A 12,210-nucleotide genomic window follows, 5' to 3' on the forward strand; every position below is an offset into this window, starting at 1 on the left:
AATGGCAAATAAACTAGTCGAAACGACATTGAACGACCTGCTCAACGGCGAATTGCGCGCCCACCACGCCTATCTTCAGGCAGCCGCCTGGGCGGCTGAGCGCAATCTCGATGGTTGCTACAAGTTTCTGCTTGGCCATGCTGCCGAAGAGCTGGAGCATATGCACCGCATCTTCAGCTTTCTGAACGATCTCGGAGCTCCAGTTATTTTCACCGAGCTGCCGGCTCCACAGGTCACCGCAAACGATATCAAAGGGTTGTTTGCAATTGTCGCGCAACACGAATCGCGTGTCACCTCCGCCATCAACGCAGCGGTTGATCTCGCGCGGTCTGAAAAAGACCATGCGACCACATCCTTCCTGCAATGGTTCGTGAACGAACAGCATGAGGAGGACAGCCTGTGCCGCACGATAATGGGCAAGATCGAGCTGATCGGTGACGGTCCCAATGCGCTTTATCTGATTGACCGCGAAATCGGCGAACTGGCTGAAAAGGCCTGAAAGCTGCGCAGCATTCACTGATATTCCACAAGCTGCATCAAACGCAGCTTGTGGCTGGTTCAGTCACTTCCCAAATCCGGCGTCCATCCACGCGTATAGCCTTTTCCCATGATGGCAACCGCAAGGGAAAGCTGTTCCTGCAAATGTTCGATTTCGCCCAGCAGCGTTTCAACAGCCGCCTTCGCATCGCCATCATGACACTGGATGACATATCCAGCTATGTCGTCAGGCCGTACAGGGGTGATTTTTTCCGCATCGGGCATATCGGTTGACCTCTCGTTTGTTCACTAAATGTTCTAATTTTAGCAGAGAGTCAACAAGGCAAATGCGTGCCGTCTCTGGACGGTCACAGGCTTTGCAATAAGAGTATATTTCTGGAATTATCGTTGAACGCACTCGCGCCCGCCACGGCCACGCACCGCAGTGTCAAGCGTCAATGAACGGATGGATCTTCGCCGTTCAGGAAGCTGCGAATTCCATCTTTCTCACAGGTGGCCAGGAATTCTTCCCAGGCGTCCTTGTCTGTCGTGAAAGGTTCTTCCCAGGTGGTGACATCATCATGCTCGCTGATAACCTCGAGCGTCCAATCCTGCTGGGTGCCGGCCGGCCGGTAGATATCAACCAGAACCGTGATACCGTCGTCTTCAAATTCGCCTGAGAATTCCGAGTGTTCAATTTTTGTTTTTTTGACCATCACCGCACACCTCGTTCTCAGGCTTGGATAAACGCACACCCAGACCGCATCTTGTCAATTCGCGCATGGCGCCGGCGAGAATGTGGCTTAAAAAATTATAGCCAGCTCTGGGGGAACTGGCTATCTATCTGTTTTTAATGGTCGGAGCGGCGGGATTCGAACCCACGACCCCTTGACCCCCAGTCAAGTGCGCTACCGGGCTGCGCTACGCTCCGAACCTGAAAGCCGTTTATATATAAGCCTGTTAGGGCGCAAGCGGAAAATAGCCTTTTCTTGAAAAAAGGAACAAAGGCTGTGGACGGTGGGCAGGGACTTTCTTCCCGAAGATGTTGCCCGTCAAACGCGTGACACATCATCCTTCCATCATGGCGGGAACCTGCCGTGTTCTTTGGCGTTCCAATCTAAGCGAAACTGAAATTCAGGGAGATGAAACATGTCCGAACTCGTCGTTGTCGGTTTTGACGGAACGGAAGATGCCGACCGGGTCCTTCTGAAACTTGCTGGAATGAAAAAGGAATATCTGGTCGATCTGGAAGATGCCGTCGTCGTCGTTCGCGATGAAAACGGCAAGGTGCACCTGAAGCAGAGCGTCAATCTGACGGCGATCGGTGCAAGCTCCGGTTTTCTCTCCGGTGGTCTCTGGGGCGGCCTCGTTGGCCTGCTGTTCCTCAATCCGCTCGCGGGATTTGCGATTGGCGGCGCGATCGGTGCGGGAACGGGTGCGCTTGCGGGGTCGCTGACGGATTACGGCATCGACGACGATTTCATCAAATCTCTGGGTGAAACCATCCCGAATGGCTCTTCGGCGTTGTTCGTGCTGATCCGCAAGGTGCAGCCGGAAAAGGTGATGGCGGAACTGGAAGGTCTTCGTGGGCGGGTCATCAAAACCTCGCTTTCGCCAGAGCAGGAAGCACAACTGCAAAAGGCGCTTTCCGGCGGAACGGAACAAGCGGCAGCACCTGCCGTCTGAACGAGCCAGGGAGACAATGCTGCGGCATGATTCATGTCGCAGCAGATCTATGAAAGTGCGGTGGCGCTCTTTGCGACCCTTGCCGGAAACGTTGGCTTAAACCGTCAGCGTTCCGGTTTTAGGCTGCGGCCAGGTCAGATAATAATACCGACTACCGACATTGCCAAAAAATGCATTGTCGCCGGAAATACTGTCTACATAGGCGCCACCGGTGGTCTTGGCATAAGCGGAACCGTCGCGCTTGAGGTGGTCCTTCAGAAAATCGCTCCAGCCGGTCGTGGTGATCTCGGTTGCCGGTTTTGAGGTGGTTGTCTTGTCGGCCTCCACGTCCCAGGCTTTTATCTTTGCGCCTTCGGTCGGATCGGAGACTGTCAGCGTTCCAGCGGCCAGCGCTTCCAGCATTGCCTTGGCTTGCGTAGCTTTGCTGGGGTCCTTGGAGAGTTCTTCCAGCGTCGCCTTCAGGCTTGTCATGAAACTGGCCTGTGTAATGTCGCCGGAGGGCGCCTGCGTGCTGGTGTCGTCGGTCTCCGCGTCAGTGCCGGAGACTTGCGCATATTGCGCCAGAAGCTGTGTCAGCCGCGTATTGGTGGAGGAGGGCGAGGTGTCGATCCCGTAGGAGTCGAGGATCGCAGTTCGTGGCGAGGAGGTGGAAGCGGAATTGTCCTCCTGCTCCTTGATGGCCTTGAGTGCGAGTTTGGTGGAGTTGATGCGTGTGGACAGGTCGACGGAGGAGACCATTGCGCTCACTGTTTCCATGATAGGCCGATACACGTCATGCATACCGAACCGGCTTGGCGAAGATTCTCGATCCCGCCTTTCGTCTCCTCTCATAAGAAGACCGGGTGTATCCCCAGCCGTCTCAAGCTTGGGATGCACCCGGTCTAATAGCCGAACTTTGCGCGACGCTTGCGGACATATAGTGCGTCTCTAATGAAACGAAGCGTTGGACGCACTCAATGCCTTGGTTTCAGTCATGAAACCGCTACGCATTTTTTACTGGAAGTGCTCAGTTTTCCTGCACGGAAACACCGTTCGGGCCGATATTCATCTCGATCCCCTTCGGTTTGCTTTCTTCGTGCCATACATAGGCTCCAAGCCCGACAAGAACCACCAGAAGTGCGCCAATGATAAAATAGAGATTGTTCGTCTGCGTCATAGGATGTCTCCCCGTTTGACAATCATGATCGCGGGCTAAACGCATGAAATAATGTAAGGTTCCGTAAGGGTAAGGACTTTAGGTGGCACTTCTGCTTCGGCGCAGGCTTTCGCGCTTTTCCAGAGCCATGCATCCCCACAATATGCCGAGCAGCAGGAAGAAATGCCGCCAGTGGTCGGTGTCAATGACGTTGCCGATCATCACATGCCCGACAAAGGTTACCCAGGAAATGATGAGAAACGGCTGCCAGGGCCGCTGGCGCAGCAGCAGTTTGAAACAGGCGGCAATGGTCCAGCAGATCAGCGTGAGATAGATGACGAAGCCGAACCAGCCATGCGTGGTCAGGCTCTTCAGCCAGATATTATGTTCCGCGGCGGGAAAGATGTCGTCGAACACCATGGGGCCGATGCCGAGCGGATGTTCCATCGCCATCAGGAAACCGAGATAGTGGCGGGCAAAACGCCCGAGATGGCCGCCATCATAGGATTGCACCGCCGAGGCGCGGCTGGAGAACAGGTCTGCTACCTGCTTGAATTGCAGGGCGATGATGACGGCTGCCACCATCAATGCCACGGCGACGAGAAACAGAACGAGGATTTTCAGCCGGAATGCCGCCGTACGCTCTTTCAGCAGCATGACGAAAACCAGAAGCACTGCCGAAAACAGGAAAAGGCCCCATGCGGCGCGTGAAAACGACAGGAACACGGCAAGAGACAGAATGAGCAGGCCAAGGATCCGCCATGGCGCATGCATCGCCTTGCCGGAGAGCAGGCCGTAAATCAGGTACAGCGACGGCGTCACCAGGAAGGGACCGAAGACGTTCGGGTCCTGAAAGGCGCCCTTGGCGCGATCGTAAAGGGTAAAGACCTCGAAACCGGGAATGGCGTGAAAATATCCGATGATGCCGAGCAGGGAGGTAATCAACGCTGCGGCGAGCCAGGCCCGGAAAATCAGCAGCAGCCGCTGGTGCTTGTCCTCGATGATCGCAGCATAAAAAACCGAGGTCAGCGCCAGAAAGGTCGACACGGCGAGATAAAGCGGCCCCTCGTCGAGATTGGCCATGGTGGTCAGCGAAAGATAACCGCCGACATTGAAGGCAAGCAGCAGGCACAAAAGCAGGACGACGGTGCGCGAAAGGCGCAATCCCAGCAGGAACCAGATGGCTACTTGCCCCACCATCATCAGCTCATAGGGCGCCGGTTCGGAAATCACGAAGCCGGAAAGAAAGACGCCGAAGGCAATGAAGAACGCGCCGACCAGCCGCATGGCAGCAAGCGGTGCGTCAAAATCCGGTGCGTGCTGGTAACCGGTGTGGGTCAATAGGCATTTTCCGATTTGAGCAGCCGGATCGGCGTCAGGAACAGGATCTTGAGATCGAGAAGCAGCGACCAGTTCTCGATATAATAGAGATCGTATTCGGTGCGGAACTTGATCTTGTCGCCGTGGTCAATCTCACCACGCCAGCCATTGATCTGCGCCCAGCCGGTAACACCGGGCTTGACCTTGTGCCGGGCGAAATAATGCTCCACCACCTCGGTATATTTCAGGTCGCCCGTCTGGGCATGCACGGCGTGCGGACGCGGCCCGACCAGTGAAAGATCGCCGTAAAGAACGTTGAAAAGCTGTGGCAGCTCGTCCATCGAGGATTTTCGCAGGAACCGCCCGACCGGCGTGACACGCGGATCGTTTTTCGTGACGGCCTTTTTTGCCGTGGGATCGCTGAGTTCCGTATACATGGAACGGAACTTCCAGACATTGATCGTTTCATTGTTGAAGCCATGACGCTTCTGCTTGAAGAACACCGGGCCTTTGGATGTCGTTTTGACGGCAATAGCCGCGCCCAGCATCACCGGCCACAACAGAACGATGCCGATAATGCTGAAGACGATGTCGAACACCCTTTTCCCGACCGAATCCCAGTCGCGTATCGGCTTGTCGAACACGTCGAGCATCGGCACCGCGCCGACATGGGAATAGGCGCGGGGGCGGAAACGCAATTTGTTGGCATGGGCCGCGATACGGATATCGACGGGTAGCACCCACAGCTTGCGCAGGAGCTGGAGGATACGCGCCTCGGCACTGAGCGGCAGGGCGATGATCAGCATGTCGAGCTTCGTCAGGCGGGCGAATTCCACCAGTTCCGCGAAGGTGCCGAGCTTGGGGTAGCCGGCAACCACATCGGGCGAACGCTCGCTTTTCCGGTCGTCGAAAATGCCGCAGATGCGGATATCATTGTCCGTTTGCTGTTCGAGCGAGCGGATGAGGTCCTTGGCGGCATCGCCGCCACCGACTATCACGGCGCGACGCTCCATCACGCCGTTGCGGCCCCAGTGGCGAATGGCGAAGCCGAGGATCAGCCGTCCGGTGAAAATGGCGATTGCGCCGGTGGCGTACCAGATGGCAAAAGTCTGCCAGGAATGCAGCGCTTCTGGCAAAAACAGGAGAAGGATGCCGGCGACGGTGACGAAGGACAGACAGACGGCGCCCTGAATGCGTGCAAACATTTTCAGCGGCGCGCGCAGCGTCGGCAACTGGTAACAGTCGCCAGCCTGCAAAAGAAACACGCAAACCGCCGCGCCCAGCACCCCAATGCCGAAAACCGCAAGAAAGGTTTCAAGCCCCTGCCGCGCAGCGATGCCGTTGACGATGGCCGCGATGATCGCAAGCATCGAAAATTCGAGAAGACGCAATTGGCCTATGACCATGTTTGGCGAATGGTTGCCGGCGCGAAGCTGGTTGGCGATCTGCCGTGCAAGCGGATTGAGAACAACGCTTTCCGATGCGGAAGGCTCACCCGCATCGCGCTCGGAGATTTGCTGGCGCAACGTCGCCAGATCGAATTCAAGTCTTCCCTTGTCAGCCTTGGTCATTGCTTTGGTCCGCACCCTCCAGCCCATCGGCCCGAAAATCGGAATCGATTTTCGAAGGGAACGATGCGCAACTTCAAAGTGGTAGAGCACAGTTTTCGCATCCGTGCGGATACGTGCGCTCTACGAGCAGGAAACTAGCCGAAACATGCTAAGAAACGTTTATGATGAGTTTCTACAGGACGGCAGAATATACAATTAAAAATCGTGTTTTTGAAATGTTTCTAGAGGGAAAGCAGGTGACGATAGAGCTTCATCATGTCGTCGGCCATGACAGGCGTTGAAAATTTCGCCTTGAAGCTGTCGGGGCGGGGCATCACCCGTTTCCCCCAGTCCGTGCTTTCGGCATCCTTGACCATTATCTTTGCCAGCGCATCGGCGTCTCCAGCCGGAACGAGCGCCTCGCTGTCTTCTCCCAGAACCTCAGCTATGCCTCCAACATGCGAGGCGATGACGGTTTTCCCCGCAGCAAGCGCTTCCAGCACGATGTAAGGCATCGCCTCGGCGCGTGAGGGAACCACCACCGTGGTCGCCAGCGCGAATGCCTGTCTGGCGGGCATGGCGGCGTGCATGGAAATGCGCTGCGAAAGTCCGGTCTTGACGATCATATCAGCATATTTGTCCCTGTCCGGCCCATCGCCGACGATGACGCCGGACATGGGCTGGCCGATGCTGCGTTCCATCTTGGCGAATGCCCTGATGAAGATGTCGGGGCCCTTCAGGTCACGCAACATGCCGATATAGAGAAAGCGCGCTGCCCCTTCGCGGGCGGGCACGGTTTCAAACTCGCTTTCCTGCACGCCGTTATAGATCATCGCCGTGCGGGTGCGTGGTTTGCCGACCTTGGTTTCGTAGGTTTCCTGTTCGAAATTGCAAACGAAACACAGGGCGTCCGTGAAATGCTCCTGAAACCGCTCGATACGCAGGAACAGCTGCCCTTTAAGGCTTTTGCGATCGTAATGCAGGCTGCCGCCGTGCGGCGAATAGAGGCGGGCTACGCGATACTTGTTCACCCGCAACAGTGAGCCGATCAGCCGGGCCAGAGCGCCACCCTTGGCGCTGTGCCCATGCAAAATATCCGGCCGCAAACTTTTGATATGGTTGTAGGACTTAACGAGCGCCCAGAGGTCGCCGGGGCTGATCGACCGCTTGATCGGCAGGCGGGTCAACCCTAGCTCCAGCATCGGGGCGATCTGCGCGAAAAGCCGTTCCTCATGCGCGCCGCCGGTCGAACTATCACAGACGATGCCGACCTTGTGGCCCTGCTTGACGTGTTCTTCGATCAGGTCGCGGACATGGCGGAACACGCCACCGACGGGAGAGCGGAAACAGTGAATGATGCGCAGGGGACGACCGTCATCCGCCATGTCAGCCGCTCCGTTTTTCAGAAGAAGCGTTCACGCACATAGACCGTATCGCCCGCAAGAATTGGTGCGGTGATCCCGATCCGGCCGGTCATCACCTCGGTATTGATCTTGCGGGTGATATCGACATCGGCCTGATTGGCGCGTGGCGTGAAGCCGCCGGCGATGGCGATGGCGTTCTGCGCCGTCATGCCCGGCACGTAGGAATATTGGCCGGGACGGCCGACTTCGCCCATGATGAAGACGGGGCGATAACGATCGATCTCGATCGTCACATCGGGATCGCGCAGATAACCCTGACGCAACTTGGCGGCAATGGCGGCTTCGAGCTGCGGCAGCGTCTTGCCTCGGGCGGGAACCTGACCGACGAGCGGGAAGGCGACATAACCAGCCTGATCGACCGTATAGGTATTTGTCAGCCCGGTCTGTTCGAATACGTTGATGCGCAGCCTGTCACCGCTATCGACATGATAGGGCTGCAGGGCGCCCTCGTGAAACGCCTTGGGCGCAGGTTGATATGCCGCGCAACCGGAAAGGGCCGTTAGAACGGCAAGCGTCAGTGCGGTGACATGTCGTGATCCGGCGAGCGGCATCTCATCTGGCTCCGAGTCGAACTATGAGCATTCTTATCGTTCTGTTAGGGTTAATGGGCGGTAAACAGCCAGTCGCAAGGATGGTAATATCGGCTTTATTTCGTGGGCTTCGTCACAATTAACTGTTGTGTTACCGGAAAGACTTAAACTTCGCGAAAATTGGCCTCTATATTTGAGCGCCCGAGGTGTATCTCGGTTACGGAGCCCGTATGAACGGCGATCGCATTGATGACAGGGATGTGGATATCGATCTCGCGCGGCTCGTCGCTGCCATATGGCAGCGCAAGGGCAGGATAGCGGCGATCACGCTGCTTGCCGGGGGCGCCGCCTTCGTTGTCGCAAGCATGATGTCGCCCGCTTACAAGGGCGAGGCGCGCGTCCTCATCGAATCGCGCGCGGCCTCCTTCGGTGCGTCGCAGCAGTCGAATGCGCCCGCCGAACCCGTGCTCGATGAATTGACCATCTCCAGCCAGGTGCAGATCCTGCAATCTGTTGACCTCATCAAGCAGGTCGCGAAAGATATGAAGCTTTATGAGCGGCAGGAGCTTGACCCGGCGGCGCGTCCTTCTCTCGTCTCGAAGCTGCTGGTTGCTGTCGGCGTCAAGAAAGATCCGCAGCAGGTGCCGCCAGAGGAACGGATACTGAAGGCGTTCCAGGAGAGGTTGCAGGTCTACCAGGTCGAAAGCTCGCGCGTCATCACGGTCGAGTTCTCGTCCGAGGACCCCATGCTTGCGGCAGCAGTCCCCAACGCGATGATGAAGGCCTATATCGCGCTGCAGAGCGGCGCGAAACTGGACACAAGCACGGAGGCGGCACGCTGGCTGGAGCCGGAAATCGCCAGTCTGCGTGAGAAGGTTCGCGATGCGGACAGGAAGGTCGCGGATTACCGCGCCTCGTCCGATATTCTGTCGGCAGGGCAGGGCGAAACGCTCGCCACCCGGCAACTCAGCGATATCTCGACCGAACTTGGCCGTATCCGCGGCGAGCGGGCGAATGCGGAGGCGCGGGCAGAGGGCGTGCGCAACGCGCTTTCGAGCGGTCGCCCACTCGATACTTTCCCCGACGTCGTCGCCTCGCCGATGATCCAGAGACTGAAGGAAAGCGAGGCTGCCATGCGCAGCCAGATTTCCGATCTGTCTTCCTCGCTGCTGGAAGGCCATCCGCGTATCAAGGCGCTGCGCAGCCAAATTGACGGCATACAGCGGCAGATTCAGGAAGAGACCCGCAAGGTGCTCGCAAGTCTCGAAAACGAGGCAAATGTGTCCCGCCTGCGAGAGCGGCAACTGGTTCAGCAATTGAATGTGCTGAAAACGGAAAGCGTACGCGCCGGTGAGCAGCAGGTTGGCCTCAACGACCTGGAGCGCGAGGCTTCGGCTCAGCGCCAGCTTCTTGAAACCTATCTCGCCCGTTACCGCGAGGCGACGTCGCGCGCCGGTTCAGCCGAATCCACGCCCGCCGATGCCCGCGTGATTTCAACTGCAGTGGAGCCGCGCGAACCCTACTTCCCGAAGACCGGCGCCATCACCATTGTCGTCACGCTGGCGGCCTTCCTTCTCTCCTGCATCGTTGTCATGCTCGTGGAACTGTTCACCGGGCGGGCGTTGAAGCCGGTGGGCAAGACCCATGTCCCGCCGCTGTCCGATCCACCACCGCCCGCCAAAGCGCGTGCTGACACGGATGAGACACCGGATACGCCGGAGCAACCGCTTCCCGCACGTGAAGAGGATGCGCCGCCTGCGGTTCGTTCCATGCCTGCCGCTGCCCGCCAGTCCATTGTCGAACAGGAAGCGCAGATACCGGTCGCAGCCGTTGCTGCCAAATCGGCCCTGCCGGTTGCAGACGCCGCGGCTGCGAAAGTGGACGCTGCGGAAGAAGAGATCGACAACGCCGACAATTTCTCGATCGACTCCGTCGCGTCTTTCCTCGCCACCCGTCTTGCGAAATCCGTCGCAGCGGTCGTGTCTCCAGCTGGCGACAGTGGTTCGACCACCACCGTCATGCTGGCGCGCGCCCTGTCCGAAATGGGCCGTTCGGTCGTTCTCGTCGATATGACGGCATCGGCCTGTCCGACGCGCCTGATGGCGCCTGAGACCGGACTGCCGGGCGTCATGGACCTTTTGGCAGGTGCCGCCGCCTTTGGCGAAACCATTCACGGCGACCGGCTTTCCGATGCCCATATCGTGCCGCGCGGCAATGCGCAGCCGCGAGAGGCCATGCGCGCGATCGACCGGCTGACGATGATCCTTAGCGCGCTTTCCGACGCCTATGACACGGTTCTGGTGGAATGCGGCGCGGCGCAGATATCGAGCCTTGAGAAAATGCTGCGCAATCTGCCGGCGGAAATCGTCGTGTCCGTTCCCGGTAATGATAGCGAATTGCTGGAAAAGACCCTCGGAGAACTGGTTGCCCACGGCTACGAGCAGGCATTGCCGATGACCGGCATGCGCAAACCGGACCGTCTGAGCGCCGCCTGAGATGCTGCGGCCGATAACCGGTCAGTCGGCAGCGGGCGTTGCGTCCATGCTCGGCCGACCCGCGCGGAAACGCTGAATGAACGCATAGAGTGCCGGATTGGATTTGATCAGGCTCTTTGTCCGGGCAATGGCAACGTAGGCCGAGGCTGCCGCGCGGCCCTTCAACGTCACCGGCAGGAAAATATCATGCTGCACGGTGAAAAGCGGACACCAGCTGCGCTTGTAGGGCTGGTCACCGACGCCGAAATCGAAGATCGCCGCATTTTCACTGCAAGCCCGTTCAATCATCAGCCAGAACAGCAGCTCACCGGGGCTGATTTCCGCGAAGGTCTCATCGATAGAACCGAACTGGCAGATAATGTGATCCTGCTTGCGCGAAAGGCCGGATATGGCAGCGATGAAACCTTCATTTTGACCATGCAGACGAATGGCGTGTAGTTCCAGAAGACTGTCTGTGCCGATCTCCGGAAAATTTGCGAGGTCATAGAAAAAGTCTTTTACCGATTGGTCGCGAAAAACATCCGGAATGCCCTGCGATGCGAACCGGGCTGCCTTCTGCCGGAAAAACGTCTGCAATAATTCGCACTTTTCCCGTGGCGAACGGGCGATCACATGGCTGTAACCACCCATTTCCTCGGCTCTCCGGCTCTGGATGCGGAATTTCTTCCGGCGCCTCTTGGCGTTGATCTGCCGAAGCGTGCTCTCAAAATTTGCCAGTAAGGGAATCTGGAAGGCCGGGTTCTGGTTTTCGACTGATGCCAGATGCGAGAGCGGGTTGGCCCTGCCACGCCAGATCAGCGGTATGTTCTGCAAGGCCAGAATATCCGCCTGGCCACGCAGCAGCTTTCGCGCTTCGCGGGCAATGGCTGCCGCCGTTTTGTGGTTGGCTGCTTCGGCGAAGGACCGGTCGAAAAGCCCGGTATTGATATTGTTGAAACGGCCGCCGGGAAAACGTGCCTTGCGGATGCCGCCTTCCAGAACGATTTCGAGCGGCAGCAGGAACACGGTCTTTCCGCTTTGCCTGCCGCGAATGATGAGGAGGGGTCTGTCCTGCGTTTGCGCCCAGATGGAGCACCAGCCGTAACCCTGATGCAGCGAATTGAGCGGGTCGCTCTCCAGCTGTTCCCAGTCGGCGCGGATAGTGGAGGCATCGTCGACGAGATCGATAGCCAGGCGATCGGCGCCCCGCCGCTCGTTTTGCACGGCGGCTGGTCCTTCACCCTCGCTGACTATGACCGGCGCTTCAGCCGCCATCCACGCTCTCCGGTTGTTTCGGTGAGACTATATCGTTGAGCGGCAAACAAGAGGTTTATAAAATTGCGACCTCTGGATGTCCCGTAGAAGGCAGGTGCCTATTCCTGTTTTTTGGAGCCGGCCATCCATTTGATGACCAGCATGGCGGGCAGTATCCACAAAAGCCCACTCAGCACGAAGTAGGCAAGATGCACCCACCATGGAGATTGCGCCAGCGTCGCCGACGCGATGGCCGTCGCCGCTACGGCGTAGATGACGACGAGGCAGATGATGACGATGGTGCCGATGAGCGATCTGAGGCGAGGGTGCATGAAATCTTCCGTAACCGAGCATGTATCC

The 12,210-nt window shown here is 57.9% G+C and carries 13 protein-coding genes and 1 tRNA gene; 3 read left to right on the top strand and 11 right to left on the bottom strand.

Annotated elements, in window-relative coordinates:
- The first annotated feature begins 1 nt into the window (after position 1).
- Positions 2-499, top strand: coding sequence for a ferritin (locus G6L97_RS04500; RefSeq protein ID WP_111783142.1), 498 nt, complete (start codon positions 2-4; stop codon positions 497-499).
- Positions 500-558: 59 nt separating this feature from the next.
- On the opposite strand, the gene G6L97_RS04505 is transcribed toward G6L97_RS04500, so the two are convergent.
- The 3 genes from G6L97_RS04505 to G6L97_RS04515 form a co-directional block, all read right to left on the bottom strand.
- Positions 559-762, bottom strand: a complete 204-nt coding sequence (locus G6L97_RS04505) for a hypothetical protein (protein ID WP_013635930.1) — start codon at positions 760-762, stop codon at positions 559-561.
- A gap of 170 nt (positions 763-932) precedes the next feature.
- On the bottom strand, positions 933-1,193 hold the full coding sequence (locus G6L97_RS04510; protein ID WP_111783141.1) for a hypothetical protein: 261 nt from the start codon (positions 1,191-1,193) through the stop codon (positions 933-935).
- 138 nt (positions 1,194-1,331) lie between these two features.
- A tRNA-Pro gene (locus tag G6L97_RS04515) sits at positions 1,332-1,408 on the bottom strand.
- Positions 1,409-1,626: 218 nt separating this feature from the next.
- Between G6L97_RS04515 and G6L97_RS04520 the strand changes: the two genes are divergently transcribed.
- The gene (locus G6L97_RS04520) at positions 1,627-2,163 is read left to right on the top strand and encodes a DUF1269 domain-containing protein (RefSeq protein ID WP_111783140.1); all 537 of its coding nucleotides are present in this window, start codon (positions 1,627-1,629) and stop codon (positions 2,161-2,163) included.
- 96 nt (positions 2,164-2,259) lie between these two features.
- On the opposite strand, the gene G6L97_RS04525 is transcribed toward G6L97_RS04520, so the two are convergent.
- The 6 genes from G6L97_RS04525 to uppC all read right to left on the bottom strand — a co-directional run bounded on the left by G6L97_RS04525 (position 2,260) and on the right by uppC (position 8,143).
- On the bottom strand, positions 2,260-2,901 hold the full coding sequence (locus G6L97_RS04525) for a hypothetical protein (protein WP_111783139.1): 642 nt from the start codon (positions 2,899-2,901) through the stop codon (positions 2,260-2,262).
- Positions 2,902-3,169: 268 nt separating this feature from the next.
- The gene (locus tag G6L97_RS04530) at positions 3,170-3,319 is read right to left on the bottom strand and encodes a hypothetical protein (protein ID WP_003512607.1); all 150 of its coding nucleotides are present in this window, start codon (positions 3,317-3,319) and stop codon (positions 3,170-3,172) included.
- Positions 3,320-3,397: 78 nt separating this feature from the next.
- Entirely contained in the window at positions 3,398-4,639 is a 1,242-nt protein-coding gene (gene uppF / locus G6L97_RS04535) for a polysaccharide biosynthesis O-antigen ligase family protein UppF (RefSeq protein WP_111783138.1), read from the bottom strand.
- On the bottom strand, positions 4,636-6,189 hold the full coding sequence (uppE, locus tag G6L97_RS04540) for a polysaccharide biosynthesis glycosyltransferase UppE (protein ID WP_003512611.1): 1,554 nt from the start codon (positions 6,187-6,189) through the stop codon (positions 4,636-4,638). The genes uppF and uppE overlap by 4 nt, the downstream gene beginning before the upstream one ends.
- 221 nt (positions 6,190-6,410) lie before the next feature.
- The gene (uppD, locus tag G6L97_RS04545; protein WP_111783137.1) at positions 6,411-7,553 is read right to left on the bottom strand and encodes a polysaccharide biosynthesis type 4 glycosyltransferase UppD; all 1,143 of its coding nucleotides are present in this window, start codon (positions 7,551-7,553) and stop codon (positions 6,411-6,413) included.
- A gap of 17 nt (positions 7,554-7,570) precedes the next feature.
- Positions 7,571-8,143: a polysaccharide export protein UppC gene (gene uppC / locus G6L97_RS04550; RefSeq protein ID WP_003512614.1), complete on the bottom strand. Its 573-nt coding sequence runs from the start codon at positions 8,141-8,143 to the stop codon at positions 7,571-7,573.
- Between the two features lie 209 nt (positions 8,144-8,352).
- Between uppC and uppB the strand changes: the two genes are divergently transcribed.
- A complete protein-coding gene (gene uppB / locus G6L97_RS04555; protein WP_111783136.1) occupies positions 8,353-10,617 on the top strand; it encodes a polysaccharide biosynthesis protein UppB in 2,265 nt (754 codons plus the stop codon).
- A gap of 21 nt (positions 10,618-10,638) precedes the next feature.
- Here the strand turns inward: uppB and uppA are convergent, their stop codons facing one another.
- Together uppA and G6L97_RS04565 are read right to left on the bottom strand one after the other, a co-directional pair.
- Positions 10,639-11,871 (bottom strand): polysaccharide biosynthesis GNAT family N-acetyltransferase UppA, encoded by a 1,233-nt coding sequence (gene uppA / locus G6L97_RS04560; protein WP_111783135.1) that lies wholly within the window; start codon positions 11,869-11,871, stop codon positions 10,639-10,641.
- 98 nt (positions 11,872-11,969) lie between these two features.
- The gene (locus G6L97_RS04565) at positions 11,970-12,182 is read right to left on the bottom strand and encodes a DUF2842 domain-containing protein (RefSeq protein WP_003512618.1); all 213 of its coding nucleotides are present in this window, start codon (positions 12,180-12,182) and stop codon (positions 11,970-11,972) included.
- Positions 12,183-12,210: the final 28 nt, after the last annotated feature.

It is taken from the genome of Agrobacterium tumefaciens, assembly GCF_013318015.2.
In the GTDB taxonomy this organism is placed as follows: domain Bacteria; phylum Pseudomonadota; class Alphaproteobacteria; order Rhizobiales; family Rhizobiaceae; genus Agrobacterium; species Agrobacterium tumefaciens.